Annotated in this window: 14 protein-coding genes; 5 read left to right on the forward strand and 9 right to left on the reverse strand. The window is 36.8% G+C overall.

Features of this window, described 5'->3' with window-relative positions; translation table 11 throughout:
• Positions 1-3 precede the first annotated feature (3 nt).
• From glnL to glnA, 4 genes are all read right to left on the reverse strand, one after another.
• Positions 4-1,065 (reverse strand): nitrogen regulation protein NR(II), encoded by a 1,062-nt coding sequence (glnL, locus tag SP041_RS16275; protein WP_025566038.1) that lies wholly within the window; start codon positions 1,063-1,065, stop codon positions 4-6.
• A gap of 12 nt (positions 1,066-1,077) precedes the next feature.
• Entirely contained in the window at positions 1,078-1,608 is a 531-nt protein-coding gene (locus tag SP041_RS16280) for a DUF4124 domain-containing protein (protein WP_025566039.1), read from the reverse strand.
• A gap of 241 nt (positions 1,609-1,849) precedes the next feature.
• Positions 1,850-4,021: a glutamine synthetase III gene (locus SP041_RS16285; protein WP_025566040.1), complete on the reverse strand. Its 2,172-nt coding sequence runs from the start codon at positions 4,019-4,021 to the stop codon at positions 1,850-1,852.
• 206 nt (positions 4,022-4,227) lie between these two features.
• The gene (gene glnA / locus SP041_RS16290; protein WP_025566041.1) at positions 4,228-5,646 is read right to left on the reverse strand and encodes a glutamate--ammonia ligase; all 1,419 of its coding nucleotides are present in this window, start codon (positions 5,644-5,646) and stop codon (positions 4,228-4,230) included.
• A 451-nt stretch (positions 5,647-6,097) separates the two neighbouring features.
• Here glnA and typA point away from each other — a divergent pair, with 451 nt between their 5' ends.
• From typA to dtd, 3 genes are all read left to right on the forward strand, one after another.
• Positions 6,098-7,921, forward strand: coding sequence for a translational GTPase TypA (typA, locus tag SP041_RS16295; protein WP_025566042.1), 1,824 nt, complete (start codon positions 6,098-6,100; stop codon positions 7,919-7,921).
• 448 nt (positions 7,922-8,369) lie between these two features.
• On the forward strand, positions 8,370-9,236 hold the full coding sequence (locus SP041_RS16300) for a virulence factor BrkB family protein (protein WP_025566043.1): 867 nt from the start codon (positions 8,370-8,372) through the stop codon (positions 9,234-9,236).
• Positions 9,236-9,673 (forward strand): D-aminoacyl-tRNA deacylase, encoded by a 438-nt coding sequence (dtd, locus tag SP041_RS16305; RefSeq protein WP_025566044.1) that lies wholly within the window; start codon positions 9,236-9,238, stop codon positions 9,671-9,673. Before SP041_RS16300 ends, dtd begins: the two co-directional genes overlap by 1 nt.
• 81 nt (positions 9,674-9,754) lie before the next feature.
• Here dtd and SP041_RS16310 read toward each other — a convergent pair whose 3' ends face one another.
• Genes SP041_RS16310 through SP041_RS16330 form a run of 5 tightly spaced genes read right to left on the reverse strand, consistent with a single transcriptional unit; the run spans position 9,755 to position 13,416 of the window.
• Entirely contained in the window at positions 9,755-11,521 is a 1,767-nt protein-coding gene (locus SP041_RS16310; RefSeq protein WP_025566045.1) for a hypothetical protein, read from the reverse strand.
• Between the two features lie 17 nt (positions 11,522-11,538).
• Entirely contained in the window at positions 11,539-12,105 is a 567-nt protein-coding gene (locus SP041_RS16315) for a prepilin-type N-terminal cleavage/methylation domain-containing protein (protein WP_025566046.1), read from the reverse strand.
• 8 nt (positions 12,106-12,113) lie between these two features.
• Positions 12,114-12,530 (reverse strand): prepilin-type N-terminal cleavage/methylation domain-containing protein, encoded by a 417-nt coding sequence (locus SP041_RS16320; protein WP_025566047.1) that lies wholly within the window; start codon positions 12,528-12,530, stop codon positions 12,114-12,116.
• Positions 12,530-12,994 carry a GspH/FimT family pseudopilin gene (locus SP041_RS16325; RefSeq protein ID WP_025566048.1) on the reverse strand — a complete coding sequence of 155 codons (465 nt, stop codon included), beginning with the start codon at positions 12,992-12,994 and terminating at the stop codon, positions 12,530-12,532. Before SP041_RS16325 ends, SP041_RS16320 begins: the two co-directional genes overlap by 1 nt.
• Positions 12,991-13,416: a type IV pilin protein gene (locus SP041_RS16330; RefSeq protein WP_051368660.1), complete on the reverse strand. Its 426-nt coding sequence runs from the start codon at positions 13,414-13,416 to the stop codon at positions 12,991-12,993. Before SP041_RS16330 ends, SP041_RS16325 begins: the two co-directional genes overlap by 4 nt.
• Positions 13,417-13,626: 210 nt before the next feature.
• Between SP041_RS16330 and SP041_RS16335 the strand changes: the two genes are divergently transcribed.
• Together SP041_RS16335 and SP041_RS16340 are read left to right on the forward strand one after the other, a co-directional pair.
• A complete protein-coding gene (locus SP041_RS16335) occupies positions 13,627-16,518 on the forward strand; it encodes an insulinase family protein (protein WP_025566050.1) in 2,892 nt (963 codons plus the stop codon).
• Between the two features lie 261 nt (positions 16,519-16,779).
• Positions 16,780-17,520 (forward strand): DUF481 domain-containing protein, encoded by a 741-nt coding sequence (locus SP041_RS16340; RefSeq protein WP_025566051.1) that lies wholly within the window; start codon positions 16,780-16,782, stop codon positions 17,518-17,520.
• Positions 17,521-17,563: the final 43 nt, after the last annotated feature.

The raw sequence follows: 17,563 nt of genomic DNA on the forward strand, positions 1-17,563 counted from the left end.
AAGTTAAATTGGTAAGTAAACCGAAAACTCGGTATGACCTTTACAACTATTAAACTCAATACGTCCATGATGTTGTTTAATCAATTCTTGTGCGATCGATAGCCCTAAACCGGTACCATCTTTTCGCCCCGTTACCATTGGATAAAACAATGTATTTCTAATATGCATTGGTATACCTGGCCCGGTATCTATAATTTTAATTTCGGTTGCCAAGCGTTGTGGTAGTCCATTAATTGTTATTTGATTTGCAGTACGAGTACGCAGTGTGATTGAGTGCTGCTCTGGCTGACTTTGTAATGCTTGTACTGCATTCTGGACAATATTTAAAAATGCTTGCTGTAATTGATCTGATTCCATTTCAAAATCTGGAATACTTGGGTCATAATCAATATGAATTTTTACATTGTCAGGTAAATCTAAGTTAACTAATTTACGCACGCTTTCTAATACTGAATGAATATTATGAATGCGTTTTTCACCTAGTTTTTGAGGCCCTAACAAACGATTTACTAATGCGCTTAATCTGTCGGCTTGCTCAATGATGATTTGTGTAAATTCTTTTAATTCTGGATCAGGTAATTCTGCTTCTAATAACTGGGCTGCACCACGTAATCCACCTAATGGGTTTTTAATTTCATGGGCTAATCCGCGCACTAATTCTTGTGCCGCTTTTTGTTGGTGCTCTTGATAATGCACTTGACTGATGCGTTTTTGTTGTTCGATACAGCGCATCTCAATGATTATATATTTTGCTGATTTTGTATCTATATAACTAGCGCTTAAATCAATTAACAGTGGGTGCCCATCAATAAATAAAGTGACTTCATTTTCTGTAAAAGATGATTCTTCTAGTAGTAAGTTTTTAATCGATTCAGGTGAAAAGTGAAATTGTTCTGCAAGCGCGTGCAAGTTCTGACCATATAAACGTTGTTTACTTTGTGACAACAACTGCTCACTTGCAGGGTTCGCGTAGATTAGATTTAATGAGGCATCTAATGCTACAAATGCAGTTTTAGCTTCTTCAAGAAAAGTAAAAATAAGATCGATACTAGGTTCTTTTGACATATTTTCTATAATCTACTTAATAACTGATATACGTTGTAAATGTATCGTAACAACTTGTGTTGTCGCTAATATGTTGTTTCCTTCATCTAACAACTTGGCTTGTATTTGGTGCGTTCCTCGATCAACATTTAGTGCTCGAATAGTCGGTGACATTTGTGGCAAACCTAATGCTTGGCCATCTAAAAAAAGTTGTAAGCGTTGTGTGCTTTTCTTTTCAGGTGTTGTTTTAACGTGAACTTCTAATGTGCCGTTATTGCTTCTTATTGCAACATCATCTTTAGGTGTTGTTATTTCTGCTAGATATTCAATCATTTCTTCTTTCTTGGTATTGATATTTGTATTGCTTGTTCTTTCAGGTTGTTGCTGTTGAGGTGTTGATACTAAATTTTTATTTTCAACTATTATTTCAGCTGTACCAGGTGGTGCTGTATCGGCAAAATGAGTCTTACCATCTGCATCGACCCAATGATAAATTTTTGCTTCTGCTGATATTAAAGATGCATAAAAACAAAGCAATATAGCTAAAAAAAGTGAACACTTCATAATCAAAAACCTTAATAGTAAAAAGCTCATTGTCGAACATATAAAAGGTTTAGACAATCAAAAAAACATACTGTAAACGTGGTAGATATATAAATATTAAACTTTTATCACTAAATAAGATGAGCAAAGGTTAATATTTTCAATTCAATAGAGCATAGATATTGTAATTATGTATCGTTGGAAAATAATAAGGAGTGACAACTCACTCCTTATTTAAGATTGTTTATTATTTATTAACTACTTATTTAATAAATAACATTTCTGAGTATTTAGGTAGTGGCCATAACTCATCAGCTACTAATAACTCAAGCGCATCAGCATGTTCACGAGCTTCACCCATTAATGGACAAATAATATCGGCACTATGACGCATGTGAGCTTCAGTATCTACGAAGTCATGTTTAGCAATTTCAGTTTCAAGTTTAGCAATTGAAGCTAATAAGCCATTGATATGTTCTGCGATCTGTTTTGCAATCCTTGAATCTAATTCAATGCCTAGATCTAACGTTGAAGCAGAAGCAAGTGTCAGCTCTGATACATACGTGATTGCTGCTGGGTAGATTTTAGTTTTAGCAATATCTACTACTAGCTTAGCTTCAACTTCAATCGCTAAGTTATATTGTTCAGCATACACTTCGTAACGGCTTTCTAATTCAACTGCAGTTAAAACACCTGTTTTTGTGAATAACTCAATAACTTCTTTAGATTTAAATGCAGGTAATGCATCAGCAGTAGTAGGGATGTTTTGTAATCCACGCTCTTCAACAGCCGCTTTATGCCATTCTGAAGAATAACCATCACCACCAAATACAGCGTTACCGTGTAACTCCATTAATTCTTTTAATACTGTGATAACAGCTGCAGTTTGATCTTGTGTTTTTAATGCCGCTTCTAGTTTCTCAGCAATCCAGTTTAATGAATCAGCAAGCATTGTATTCATCGCAACTAATGGACCAGAAACTGATTGCTCTGAACCTACTGCGCGGAATTCGAAACGGTTACCCGTAAATGCGAAAGGAGAAGTACGGTTACGGTCACCTGGATCACGGTCAAAGTTAAGAATTTGTGAAAGACCAAGGTCCATTTCACCGCCATCTGTAGAGCCCGTTAGTTTACCTGCTTTGATATCTTCAAATACTTTTTCTAATTGGTCACCTAGGTAAACAGAAAGAATAGCGGGTGGAGCTTCGTTTGCACCTAAACGATGGTCGTTACCTGCTGAAGCAATAACAGCACGCAATAATGGACCGTATTTATGTACGCCACGAATAACAGCACCACAGAATAATAAAAACTGTAGGTTACTGTGTGGTGTTTTACCTGGGTCTAATAAGTTACCTTGTGTGCTGTTACCAACAGACCAGTTAACGTGTTTACCTGAACCATTGACACCTGCAAAAGGTTTTTCATGTAACAAACATAAGAAGCCATGTTCTTTTGCTGTTTGTTTCATCATTGTCATTAGCAATTGTTGTTGGTCTGCACCTACATTTGCTGCACCGTAGTAAGGCGCAATTTCAAATTGACCTGGCGCTACTTCATTGTGGTGAGTTTTAGCTGGAATACCTAGCTTATATAGTTTGTCTTCAAAGTCTTGCATGAACACTTGAACTCGAGCAGGGATAGCACCGAAGTAGTGATCATCAAATTGTTGGCCCTTCGCTGGTGCGGCACCAAATAATGTACGGCCTGCTAGTAATAAGTCAGGACGTGCATTTGCGAAGTTTTCATCAATTAAGAAATATTCTTGCTCAGGACCACAACTTGAATCTAATGCAGCAACTTCTTTTTCGCCCATTAATTTCAATACTTTTTGTGCCGCTTCATTCATTGCTGAATTTGAGCGAAGTAGTGGGATTTTTTTATCAAGCGCTTCACCCGTCCAAGACATGAAAACACTTGGAATCATTAATGTTGCACCATTTGCTGTTTGTTGGATATAAGCAGGGCTCGTTGGATCCCATGCTGTATAACCACGTGCAGCATTTGTCATACGTAGGCTACCATTAGGGAAAGAAGAACCATCTGGTTCACCCTTAATTAATAGGCTACCAGTAAATTCATTGATCGCATTACCGTCTGAGTTAGTCAGAATAAAGGCATCATGCTTTTCTGCAGTAATATTTGTCATTGGGTAGAATACGTGAGAGAAAAATTTAGCGCCTTTTGCTAAAGCCCAATCTTTCATCGCAGCAGCAATAATGTCAGCGGTTGCATTATCTAATGCTTCACCTGTCTTAACCGTCTTTTTAATTGCTTTAAATGCATTTTTTGATACGGCTTCTTCCATTTTCGCTAAATTGAAAACATCCATAGCCCAAATTTGATTGAGTGGCTCAGTTTGAGCGACCTCTTTTGGTGCACGGTTAGTAATTTGTTCAATTGCTTGAAGACGGACTTGATTTCCACTCATGTATTGCTCCTTGCTGCAGTATTAGTACTGCTTGTTAATAACTTAGTTATTTTTATACGACAAATATAAAAACATAGTCTATAACTAGCAAAAAATAGACCACTTTTTGTTATTTTGGATAAAGCAGTGAAAATGAAGGAGATAGAACGAAAAAAGGACCGCGCATGCGGTCCTTTTTGGGGTATTAGCTGTATTAAGTTTTTACATTATACGCTGTAGTATAAATCGAACTCTTTTGGATGCGTTGCTTGTGATACAGCTTGGCATTCTGCAGTTTTAAGCTCAATGAATGCATCAATAGCTTCATTTGAGAATACGCCACCTTCAACAAGGAAGTCACGATCAGCATCTAGTGCTGCAAGTGCTTCTTCAAAAGAAACAGCAACTTGTGGAATTGCATCAGCTTCTTCTTTAGGTAGGTCGTATAAATCTTTATCTAAAGAGTCACCAGGGTGGATCTTGTTTTTGATACCGTCAAGACCCGCCATCAACATTGCAGAGAAACCTAAGTAAGGGTTCATTGTTGGATCTGGGAAACGTACTTCAATACGTGCTGCGCGTGCAGTAGGTACAATTGGAATACGGATAGATGCAGAACGGTTACCAGCAGAGTATGCAAGCATTACTGGTGCTTCAAAACCTGGGATAAGACGTTTGTACGAGTTAGTTGATGCATTAGTGAATGCATTAAGCGCTTTAGCATGCTTGATGATACCACCGATGTAATAAAGTGCCATTTCAGATAGACCGCCGTACTGGTCGCCTGAGAACAAGTTAACACCATCTTTACCTAAAGATTGGTGACAATGGTTACCAGAACCGTTATCGCCAACAAGTGGTTTAGGCATAAATGTTGCTGTTTGGCCGTATGCGTGAGCAACGTTATGTACAACATATTTGTAAATTTGGATTTCGTCTGCTTTTTCAACCATTGTGTTGAAACGACATGCGATTTCATTTTGGCCTGCTGTTGCTACTTCATGGTGATGCGCTTCAACAACTAAGCCCATTTCTTCCATGATTAAACACATTGCAGAACGGATATTTTGAGCTGAATCAACAGGTGCTACAGGGAAGTAACCGCCTTTGATACCAGGGCGGTGACCCGTGTTACCTTCTTCATAAGAAGTACCTGAGTTCCAAGCTGCTTCTTTTGCATCTACTGAGTAGAATGCACCTGCAATGCTGTTACCGTATTTAACGTCGTCAAATAGGAAAAATTCTGGTTCTGGACCAAATAAAACAGTATCAGCGATACCTGTTGAACGCATGTATGCTTCAGCGCGTTTAGCTACTGAACGAGGGTCACGGTCGTAACCTAACATTGTTTTTGGCTCTAACACGTCACAACGTAAGTTTAACGTCGCATCGTCTGTAAATGGGTCAAGTACTGCAGTTGAAGGAACTGGCATAAGTACCATGTCAGAATCTTGAATGCCTTTCCAGCCAGCGATTGAAGAACCATCGAACATCTTACCTTCTTCAAAAAAGTCTTCAGTTACTTGGTGGTGTGGAACCGATACGTGTTGTTCTTTACCATGTGTATCAGTAAAGCGTAAATCAACGAATTTTACGTCTTGCTCTTGAATAAGAGTTAGAACGTCTTGGATTGTTTGTACAGACATGTTGTAGAACCTCATTTGACATCGAAATTTGTAGGGATGATAAAATAGAACTCATCAATGAAACTTACCATCAATCTAGATTTATTACACATTAAATTAGCTAATAATATGCCAAGTTAACAAAACCTATTATACCTAGGTTTTTGTTTTCCGATATGGTGCAAAGCTCTATTTTTCGCACCAAGTTGGTGCTTTGTTGCTCTGTTTTGGTGCTTCGCGTGTGGTCGACCTGACTCAGCTCTGTTTTTTCTTACTTTTAACCATTTAAGCTAACTGTGACCGACTTAAAACTTTCTATTTTTGAAATTATGTTTACAATGTGCGCACATTTGGCTATATCACTTTAAGTGCTTTCATGGCCTAAATCTTTTTGTACCAATTAAATAAAAATAGGACCTTCTGTTTTTATTTAATTGGTATTTTTAATTAGTAGTTATTTTTGAGGCACATCATGTCGTTAGATAAATTAAGAAATATAGCCATCATTGCTCACGTTGACCATGGTAAAACAACATTGGTTGATAAACTGTTAGAGCAGTCTGGTACTTTGGATTCACGTGGTGATAATGAAGAACGTGTAATGGATTCTAACGATCTTGAAAAAGAACGTGGTATTACTATCCTTGCAAAAAATACAGCAATCGTATGGAACGATTACCATATCAATATCGTAGATACGCCAGGACATGCCGATTTCGGTGGTGAAGTAGAGCGTATTCTATCTATGGTAGACAGTGTATGTCTTATCGTTGATGCGGTTGATGGTCCAATGCCACAAACTCGCTTTGTAACGCAAAAAGCATTTGCACACGGTCTTAAGCCAATTGTTGTTATCAACAAAATTGATAAGCCTGGTGCTCGTCCTGAATGGGTAATGGATCAAGTATTTGATTTATTTGATAACCTAGGCGCGACTGATGAGCAATTAGACTTCCAAGTTGTTTATGCTTCGGCATTAAACGGTTGGGCAAGTACTGATATGGACACTCAAAAAGATAACATGGAAGATTTATTCCAAACTATCGTTGATACTGTTGCTCCACCAGAAGCAGATCGCGATGGCGACTTCCAAATGCAAATCTCTCAACTTGATTACAACTCTTACGTAGGTGTTATCGGTGTTGGTCGTATTACACGTGGTCACGTTAAAGTAAACCAAGCGGTGACTATCGTTGGTGCTGACGGTAAAGAACGTAAAGGTAAAGTAGGTCAAGTATTAGGTTACTTAGGTCTAGAACGCCATGACATCGAATACGGTGAAGCTGGCGACATTATTGCAATTAGTGGTTTAGGCGAACTTAAAATCTCTGACACTATCTGTGCACAAAACAATGTTGAAGCGATGACGCCATTAACTGTTGATGAACCAACGGTAACAATGACTTTCCAAGTAAACAACTCTCCATTCTGTGGTAAAGAAGGTAAATTCGTTACATCACGTAACATCCTTGACCGTTTGAATAAAGAGCTTGTACATAACGTTGCGTTAAAAGTAGAAGAAACTGCCGATCCTGATAAATTCAAAGTATCTGGTCGTGGTGAGCTACATTTAGGTATCTTAATTGAAAACATGCGTCGTGAAGGTTTTGAGCTAGCAGTATCTCGTCCTGAAGTTATCGAACGTATGATTGATGGTCAGTTACATGAGCCAATGGAAACATTGACTGTTGACTGTGAAGAAGCACATCAAGGTTCAATCATGGAACAATTAGGTATCCGTAAAGCGGAACTAACTAACATGATTCCTGATGGTAAAGGTCGCGTACGTTTAGACTTTATGATTCCAAGTCGTGGTTTAATCGGTTTCCAAACTGAGTTCATGACAATTACATCTGGTTCTGGTCTTTTATACCATAGCTTTGATCATTACGGTCTACATAAAGGCGGTACAATTGGTCAACGTCAAAATGGTGTAATGGTTTGTAATCAAACTGGTAAAGCGGTTACATACTCACTATTCTTCTTACAAGATCGTGGTCGTTTATTCCTAGGTCATGCTACTGAAGTTTACGAAGGTCAAATCATCGGTATTCATAACCGTTCAAACGATTTAACAGTTAACTGTATTCGTGGTAAACAGCTTACTAACGTTCGTTCTTCTGGTACTGATGAAGCGCAAACACTTTCTCCAGCAATCATTCTAACGCTTGAACAAGCGCTTGAGTTTATTGATGTTGATGAATTAGTAGAAGTAACGCCGTTAAGCATTCGTATCCGTAAGAAATTACTGGGTGAGAATGAACGTAAACGTGCAGCACGTCCAACTAAAGGTTAATTCGTTTCGTTAAACGAACAATAAACCTATTATTAAGGTCTTACTTCGGTAAGGCCTTTTTTTTGTTTACGATTTACAGGTATAGTAATACCAATCACAATAAAGAGCTTATCTATTTTACTTGTTAAAACAGCCCACTTCCTCGTTGTAAATTTCGTAAAGGGAACAGCCATTTACGTCAACTTACGCCTTGAGTTGAACTGTTTTTTCCATCGCAAAATTTAGATAACATATTTAATGTAATCGGTATAATACCAATCACACTCATTAACTGATCTATTTGGCTGGTTAAAATAACTTATTTCTTCGTTGTAAGTTTCGTAAAGGGGACAATCATTTACCTTAACTTACGGCTTAAACTAAGCCATTTTTCTACGTAAAATTTAGACCGTTTAGTTAATGTAATTGGTATGGAAATTCGATAATCAACTTATTTGGGGATGCTATTTTGCAATTACAGAAGCAAGTTTTAGTAGAGAAAATAAAGCTATTTTATAATTACGGTATATTCTTATGGAAACGTAGCCAGGAAGATAATATTAAAGTGCCTGCGGGTCACCTCGCTTATGTAACCTTACTTTCAATCGTGCCTTGTCTTGCGGTTGTGTTTTATATGCTCTCTGCTTTTCCAATGTTCTCTGAGCTTAATAAAATTATTGAAAACCTTATTTATAATAACTTTGTGCCAACTGCTGGAGATGCGGTTAAAGAGCATATGACGGGATTCATTGAAAATACTAAAAAAATGAGCATGATGGGGATCGCCTCATTAGTGGTGATTGCTTTATTATTGATTTCAACGATTGACCAAACCATTAATCGTATCTGGCGTTGTAATAAGAAACGTTCTCCCATTCAAGCATTTACTATTTATTGGACCATTCTAAGCTTAGGCCCAATTATTATTGGCGGCAGTATTGCCTTGAGTTCTTATATCTTTTCTATTGTAAAAACCGATGGCTTTTTATCAATAGGGCAGCAAGTACTTAGTTTTATGCCATTTGTTTTTTCATGGCTGGCTTTTGCTGGTGTTTATACCTTAGTGCCTCATCAAAGAGTGCGTTTACGTTATGCCATGATAGGTGGTTTTATTGCTGCTTTATTATTTAGTTTAGCGACAGATTTATTTACTTTATATATTACTAATTTCCCATCACAACAGATTATTTATGGCGCATTAGCGGTGATCCCTATTATGTTTGTATGGATCTACTTTAGTTGGTTAATTGTATTAATTGGTGCTGAAGTAACGGCAACTTTAGATGAATTTTTTTACCCCGAAGCAGAGCTCGTTGAAGCACCTGAGGAAATGTAATGATTGCGATGATTCAGCGTGTAACGAATGCCTCTGTCGTTGTTGAAGGTGATACTGTTGGACAAATTGACAGTGGATTACTGGTTTTACTGGGTGTAGAAAAAGGCGACACCGATGCACAATGCAAGCGCTTAGCCGAGAAAGTGTTAGCGTATCGAATATTTGCTGACCAGCAAGGTAAAATGAACCTTAATGTACAACAAGCGACAGGTGACTTATTAGTTATTTCACAGTTTACGTTGGCTGCTGATACTAAAAAAGGTAATCGTCCCGGGTTCAGTAATGGGGCAGAGCCAACAGAAGCAAAACGACTTTACTTAGATTTCAGTGAGCAATGTCGATTGTTAGGTTGTCACGTTGAAAACGGTATCTTTGCAGCAGATATGCAAGTGACTTCAACGAATGATGGACCGACAACTTTTTGGTTGCAGGTTTAGAGGTTGGTAGGGGTCAATAATAAAAATTAAAGACCATAGCACTTATATCTAAGTGCTATGGTCTTTTTGATAAACACAGGGTTAGAACCAACGTGTTATTTTAGGAGTTGATGTTGTTGACCCTGTTCCCCCCACATTGGTTGCTGCTATTTCTTCATCGTAATGGATACCAGCAGCACCACTAACAGTTAAGTAGTCGCTACGCAATGAGCCATATATATTACCGCTTGCAGTGATTTGCATTGATGCGTCTGGTGCATAAGCAGTAAGGAACATATCAGTGGCGCCATTTAACGTGATGCCATAATCGGAATTACTTGATGAGTCGTAACCTGAATAAAGAAGAAAAGAGTTATCTCCATTACTATTAACCGATGAGTTCGCCGTATTTCCATCACTATCTAATGCATAAACACCACCATCTTGTGTTGTTTTAAAAGTGCCTTCTGTAATAATTGTTAATGTAGCGCCATCTTCAACATATATTTTATCACTAATAACAGTATCTCCTTGCAAGTAAAGAATAACGTCATTACCACTTTCAATAGTAATAGTATTACCATGAGAAAAATCATTAATACTCATAATATATGTAGAGATATCATTGTCTAAAAATGTAATATCTTGTGATTCAGTATCAATTCGAGTGTTAATTAATGAGCTACTTCCACCCGCTATGTAGGATTCTAAGCCATTAGATGTGAATATATAATCAAAAGCATTATTGTCACCCGCACTAGAGAAATCGATAGTAGTACTATTAGCCGTTTCTAAATTTCCAATATCACCACTTTCAAACTCACTTGCTAACCCTAAAATGTCACAAGTTTCCGTACCAACAGCTGCAACTTGTCCCGTATTGTAATAAGTTGCATTACTAACCTTACCGTAGTTAGGATAATTTAAGTCACCACTATATGAAATAGGTCCCTCATAACTTTGAAGAATAGTGACATCACCATTAGCGCTAATGCTATCCATTGTAATAGCTGAATAAGAGTTAGTTACACTGCCTGTTGCTTGCGCGTTACCGTCAATTGAGCCCGAGCTACCTAAGTTAATGCTACCTGAAACATGGGCATCTCCTGCTATTGAACCTGAGCCAGAAATATTTAAATCCCCGTTAATTGAGGCACTACCGCTAATAGGAGAACTACCGCTCAATGTTAGGCCACTTGCATTCTCATTTAATACTGAAATATCACCATTGCTACCTGGGTTAGCTGCATCATAGGCACCTTCACTAGAATCATAGCTATCTATTTTGCCACTTCCACCTAAGGTTGCTCCGTCACAAGTAGTAATTGCACCGTTAAATATAGAGTTACCGCTTGATGCTGCTAACGAAATGCTACCACGCATTTCATATTGTCCATCATAGTGAAAGCCTTTGCTTTCTATTAAAATTGCATTGGACGCGTTACTTGTTGAGGCACTAGATGTTTCCGTATTACTAGTGCCACCGAATACGGTACTAACAATGGTTTCTACAATTGTTTCATCTGAGTCATCTCCTGATCCATCTGTTGATATCTCCGTTGAAGTACCTGCTACCCAAGGCTCAAGACTATAACGATGGGCGCCAGTATCATTCTGTGCATCATTGAGTAGTGTCATCATACTTTCACTATTAAGGCTGCTATTATCGTTAAGTGCGTTATAAGAAGCTGCAAGCCCATTTTCCGCTTGTAAGTGTGAATTGATCTCTTTTGAGTAATTTCCGGCCATACGCTCTTGATTGATATTTTCCTGAACAGTATCAAATACAATCAATCCACCCAGAAGCGAAATAACTAATACTGTGACAGCGGCAAAGCCTTTAGAGCGGTGAATTTTAGATCCTTTCATATAGCTATCCTTCATTCTTAATTTAAGCCTAATATTACTTGGCGTTGTGCAAACATCATTTGTATTGAATCTGTTTCATCGGTAGGTGTAATGGTGACTGTGAGTAAATCATCAGTAATTGAGAAGTTCAAACTATCAATATTTGTGCCGATCGCAGTAAATGTTTTACTTGAGTCATCTAGTCCAGCCGTTGTGTATTCTGCACAAAGGAGCTCATTATCAGTGAGTCGATAGCTTTCATAGTATTGGCTTGCCATGGGATTACCTAAACAACTAGAATAGCTTTCACTAGTATCAAGATTGTCTAAATTAAAGGTTAAATCTAATTGTTGATAAGTACCGCCATCACTACCTGTATATGAATTATTATCCATTTCATCTGCTCGATGTACTGCTCGACTAAAAATCGAGTTGGTAAAACGCAATACTTCTTGTGTGTTTTCTAATTGTTGAGAATAAGAAGATGTATTTTTTAAACTAGAAAATACAGTCGCTATACCCAGTATAAGGAGTAAAGACAGCGACATTGCAATCATTAACTCTACTAAGCTGAATCCTGATTGTGAACCGAGATTTTTATTCATCATATCACCTATGGGCAAAGCGTTGTATCAGCGCTAATATTTGGAAAAACAACCTGTACTGATACATTATTATCAACATCGGTTAATCGATTATCTGCCCAGTCAATGGTGATGGTCATTTCATTATCGAAAGAGGTAGGGGTAAAAGTACGTGTAAAACCGTCAGCAAGCGTTAAAGCATTTAATGCTTTAGTTCCATTTTGAAACTCACAAAGCGAACCCCATATTTGCTCTACTGTATTAGTGGCTTCAATGCTAGCTCGTGTATATTGGCTACTACTGCGCGCATATTGTAGGCTTTTCGTTTGTGTGTAAGCGAGACCTAATACAGAGATACTTGCGATAACAACGGCGATTAAAAGCTCTAGAAGTGTGAAACCTTGTTGTTTATTCTGACGATGCTTACTGTTGATTAATCGATTCATTAAACACAGTCTCCACTCTCTGAGCTGATTTTAGTTTGACCGCTACTGTAAACAACTAAGCAACGATATTCATCTTCCCAATTAAACGCTAAACTTTTATTCTCAGCGAAACCTGATCCTCTCACCGTTATAGATATTTCATCAGTGCTACCATCTCCTGATGTAACCGCTACTTGTTCAGTTGAAAGAGTGATGGTTTTGATAGTTGAACTTGCTCCTGAAACATCGTTTGAGAGAGTCCAAGTTCGCATATTATTAGAAGATGTTAATGTAATATCTTCATTACGTTTTAATGCTTCTGAACGGGTTAATTGGTAGATACTTTGCACTTGATTAACAGCACTTGCAATACTGTTATCTTGTATAAGCTTTGTCCAGCTTGGTAATGCAATCGTTGCTAATATAATAACAATGGCAACAGTAACCATTAATTCTATTAGGGTGAACCCTTTAGCATTTTTCATTTCCAACATCCCAATGTAGAAGGCGTTTTATTGCCAAGGTAATCTAGAGTCAAAGTACTGCAGTCATCGCTGGTTTGGCCACCCATAGGTGTCGCCGAAATTGTAAACTCATCATCTTCTAATGTACTAAAAGCCAATGTGTATTGTGTACTGCTATAGTTGCTTGCTGTTGCACTTGAGCCTGAATAAACGCCATTACGTGAATAATAACGCTCTAATTGTTGGCTCAATTCAATCATTGATTGTTGAGCTTCGTAACGATAGCTTTGTTGTATGGTGTTTAAATACGAGGAATAGGCAACTTGAACCAAAATAGCGACGATAGCGATCGTTATTAATAACTCTATTAATGTAAAACCTCGCTTTTTACGACTTGCGCTATTATTGGTTTGTAGAGTTTTAGACAGAGAAAATTTCATCATATTTGATACACCGAATCATGTTTTAGTGTTTTAGCCTATTTTTTGTTCAATTTTGTAATATATCTTAATGAGTATATTAGCTTAGTATGTTAAATATACACAATGCTTATTTTTTTATTCTAGGATGAGTACTTTTATTTTCGGGGAACTTGTAGCATAGTATTCAGTCTTAATTATTGACTTCCACCTACAATTGAAAGAGCTCATCTAATGCTGCCTATTAAGCCTATCTATCTATTATTTAATTGTGTCTGTTTATGTTTTTCTACGTTTCTACATGCTGCCCCTAATACATCACCTGAGTCCACTATGAAAAAATTTGAAATAGTTAATAATTCTATAATACAAAGCCCTAATGACACTCGTGATTACCAAGTTATTCGCCTTTCAAACGATCTGGAAGTATTACTCATTTCTGACCCTGATTTACAAAATAGTGCCGCTTCTTTATCTGTTCCTATTGGTAGTATGCATAACCCAGATTCTCAATTGGGTTTAGCGCATTATTTAGAGCATATGTTATTTCTTGGCTCAGAAAAGTACCCAATAATAAATGAATACAGTAAGTTTATGAGTCAAAATGGTGGGTATACCAATGCTTATACTGCACAGGATGCAACGGTATATGGCTTTGAAGTCAATGATAGTGTATTTGGAGAAGCATTAGACAGATTAGGCGATGTAATGCATGCACCTTTATTAGATGAAAAATATGCTGATAAAGAACGTCATACGGTCAATGCTGAAAACGAAACTTATGTTGATAACGACATGCGTAAATTATATGCATTACAACGCTACTCATTGAACCCTGAACACCCAATGGCCCGTTTTAGTACGGGTGATTTAACCACCCTTGTTGATAAGCCTGGGAGTGTATTACAGAAAGAGTTGGAGTTGTTCTTTAAACAACACTATTCTGCGAATACAATGAAAGTGGCTTTAACAAGTCCTCGTTCAATTGAAAATATGCAAAAAATCGCGGTTAAATATTTAACACAAATTCCCAATAACAATGTCATTAAACCCGTCATAATAACACCGTTATTAACAGATAAGCAGTTAGCATTAGAAGTGCAAATGAAGCCCACAGCGGAACTTAAGTTATTGCAAGTTAACTTTTTAGTGCCTAGTGTTAAAGATGAATATATGTATCAACCTGGTGGTTATATTAGTCGCTTATTAGGATCTGATCATAAAGGTGGGTTATCTGATTATTTACAAAAACTTGGATTAGCTGAATCAGTTTCTGCTGGATTTTATGGTGCACACAGCGAACAGTATTCACAGTTTAGTTTGACGTTTAAATTAACGAATAAAGGGTTAAGTAAACAAGATACGGTGATTGCGAGTTTATTTGCTTATATCAACCTAATTAAAGAACAGGGAATTAACCAATTACAATATTCTGAGCAGAAGAAAAGCTTGGATAACTATTTTCAATTCCTGCCTAAGCAAGCCAGTTTTAATAATGTCATGTCTTTGGCTGCTAATATGCAAAATTACCCTTTACAAGATCTATTAGCTTATTCATATCGTTTAGATGGATTTAACCCTACGTTTATCACCCAATTAATGGGTTATTTAACACCAGAAAATAGTCGATTATTTGTCGTATCGCCAAACGCAGTGGTTAACAAAGATATCCCATATTACGAAGGGAAGTATTCACAAGCAAAAATTAAAAAGTCACGTTTACAACTTTGGCTTAATAAGGCAAAAACAATTCAACCTGAATTGATCCTACCTGTCCGTAATGAATGGTTGCCTGAGAGTTTAGTACTTGTTGAAGAAGAGAAAAATAACAAAGCAATACAACTTGTAAAGGAATCCGGCCTCTCTGTTTGGTTTAAACAAAGCCAGCTAAAAGAACCTAAAGGCATTTACAAGTTACAGCTTAATAATAACCTTAATGACCAAAGTCCTGCTGCTAGAGTTAAAATGAATCTGTTATTAAATATTTTACAAAAGCAATTAGCAGAACTAAGTTTTGTCACTCAAGAAGCTGGGGTAGGGTTCTCTATTAGCAGCAGTGATGGTTTACTGATTAGCACGAGTGGCTATAGCGATAAGCAGAGTAAATTATTATTGATGTTATTAACGCACATCGAAAATATGAAATTTGATGAACAATCTTTGAGACTGGCGAAACAAGAATTAACACGTCGTTTGAATAACCAATCTAAAAGTAAAGCGATGGATTTAGGGTTAAGTGGTTTTAGAAAAGTCATTCGCCAGCCATCTTGGTCTGATCAAACTTTATTAGCACAGATTGATGGTGTAACAAGTGATGATTTGAGTGAATTAACAAAACAGATATTTTCAACATCGAGTTTACGCTTATTAGCCTTAGGTAATTTTTCCACATTAGATGTTTTGCAATTGACTGCAAAGCTTAAAGTTAAAGTGAAAATTCAACCTAATACTTTTTATACGACGAAACGCTTACACGCAGATCCTCAGCAGGGGGCTTTAAATTATGTCCGTGAATCTGAGTTAGAAGATGATGCGTTGGTGAGCCTTTATTTAGCCAAGAATCAAGATATTATTTCATTAGCTAAAGCTGAATTACTTAATAAATTACTTAAGCCTGCTTTTTATGATCAAATTCGCACACAAGAGCAATTAACGTATTCTCCCTTTACTGCAACAGTACAAGTAGATGAAAGTGTTGGTTTTGGTCTATTCACACAAAGTCCTGCGGTTGGAAGTGCAACACTATATGAGCGCTTTCAAGTGTTTTTGGATAATTTTAAAAAGACTTTAGCGGAAACAAAAGAAAGCGATTTTGAAGAAATAAAAAAAGCACATATCGCTAACTATTTAGCTAAACCAAGTAATTTAGGTACTGAATTTTCTTATTTAACAGACGAATGGATGAGTAATAAAAAAAATATTGATACTAAATTACAGCACGTTGCTAGATTAAAATCTGTTTCATTAAAACAAGTACAACAGTATTACACTGATTTATTTTTTGATGATCAGGAAACACAGCAAATAATCGTGCAAGTGAAGGGGAAAAAGTTCAGCGAAGAAAAACCTTTAGAATTAACCCCTCAGGTCTCTATTTCAAATGTAGATCAACTTCCTAAACAATAAGGAAATTAATAGTTAAGCATTGATATTAAAGTGAATATCAATGCTTTTTTATTTTAATTTTTCTGATCCTATTTCTTATTCTCAACGTAGTCCCTCTGAGCTTATTCCATTCTCTTTATTTTTCTTAAGTTAAAAGTTAGGATATTAATGTTACTTAGCTCTCATTTCTTTAAAATTAATAATGAAGTGATATTTTAAGTGAAATTAAGAAAGCATATCGTCACATTAGACTTTCGTAAATTGCAAAAAAGGAAAAATATTATGAATAAATTGCTACTCACTGCTGCTATTGCACTGACTCTGCCAATGACTGCACATGCGAAAAGTGAATTCGTAAAAGGAGATGCAACACTTGCTGGTGAAGCTGAATTAGGTGCTTCTTTAACGACGGGTAATACGGATACATCATCATTCAAAGCTAGCCTTGCATTAAAACAAGAGTTGGGTGATTGGGAAAATGAATATGTATTCCAAGGTTTATATAAAGAAGATGAAGACGAAGTAACAGCAAAACGTTTCTATGCTGGGTTACAAGGTAACTATCAAATTGATGATATAAGTTATTTGTTTGCGAATACTGGTTATGAGCTGGACCCATTCACAGGTTATGATTTTACTTCGATAACTGCTGCTGGTTACGGTCATCATTTTATTGAGAATGAAACGATGTCGTTAAACGCTGAAATTGGTCCTGGTTATATTTATCAAAAGTTAGATGATGAATCTGCTGAGGCTGAAGGTGAAAGTTACGATGCGAGTGCAGTTGCTCACTTTGTCATTGATTTCCAAACTAAAATTAGTGATTCTGCTAAATTTCAACAAAAGTTTGTTGCCGATTGGGGTAGTAAATTAGACGGCCGTTCAGAAACGTCGTTATCAACTAAAATTATTGGTGCACTGTCAATGAAGTTTGCTGTTGTTGTTCGTTATAATAGCAAGCCGCTTGATGAGAAAAAAAGTACAGATACAGCAACCAATATGACATTACTTTACGCTTTCTAAAGACTGTCTTGACCATTATTGTTAGCACTGGATTAAACTTTAG

It is taken from the genome of Psychromonas sp. SP041, assembly GCF_000470315.2.
Classification (GTDB): Bacteria; Pseudomonadota; Gammaproteobacteria; order Enterobacterales; family Psychromonadaceae; genus Psychromonas.

Coding starts and splice junctions, on each gene's coding strand:
- SP041_RS16280 (WP_025566039.1), bottom strand. CDS start 1,608: ATGAAGTGTTCACTTTTTTTAGCTATATTGCTTTGTTTTTATGCATCT.
- SP041_RS16340 (WP_025566051.1), top strand. CDS start 16,780: ATGAATAAATTGCTACTCACTGCTGCTATTGCACTGACTCTGCCAATG.
- glnL (WP_025566038.1), bottom strand. CDS start 1,065: ATGTCAAAAGAACCTAGTATCGATCTTATTTTTACTTTTCTTGAAGAA.
- SP041_RS16325 (WP_025566048.1), bottom strand. CDS start 12,994: ATGAAAAATGCTAAAGGGTTCACCCTAATAGAATTAATGGTTACTGTT.
- SP041_RS16310 (WP_025566045.1), bottom strand. CDS start 11,521: ATGAAAGGATCTAAAATTCACCGCTCTAAAGGCTTTGCCGCTGTCACA.
- SP041_RS16335 (WP_025566050.1), top strand. CDS start 13,627: ATGCTGCCTATTAAGCCTATCTATCTATTATTTAATTGTGTCTGTTTA.
- glnA (WP_025566041.1), bottom strand. CDS start 5,646: ATGTCTGTACAAACAATCCAAGACGTTCTAACTCTTATTCAAGAGCAA.
- SP041_RS16315 (WP_025566046.1), bottom strand. CDS start 12,105: ATGAATAAAAATCTCGGTTCACAATCAGGATTCAGCTTAGTAGAGTTA.
- typA (WP_025566042.1), top strand. CDS start 6,098: ATGTCGTTAGATAAATTAAGAAATATAGCCATCATTGCTCACGTTGAC.
- SP041_RS16320 (WP_025566047.1), bottom strand. CDS start 12,530: ATGAATCGATTAATCAACAGTAAGCATCGTCAGAATAAACAACAAGGT.
- dtd (WP_025566044.1), top strand. CDS start 9,236: ATGATTGCGATGATTCAGCGTGTAACGAATGCCTCTGTCGTTGTTGAA.
- SP041_RS16330 (WP_051368660.1), bottom strand. CDS start 13,416: ATGATGAAATTTTCTCTGTCTAAAACTCTACAAACCAATAATAGCGCA.
- SP041_RS16285 (WP_025566040.1), bottom strand. CDS start 4,021: ATGAGTGGAAATCAAGTCCGTCTTCAAGCAATTGAACAAATTACTAAC.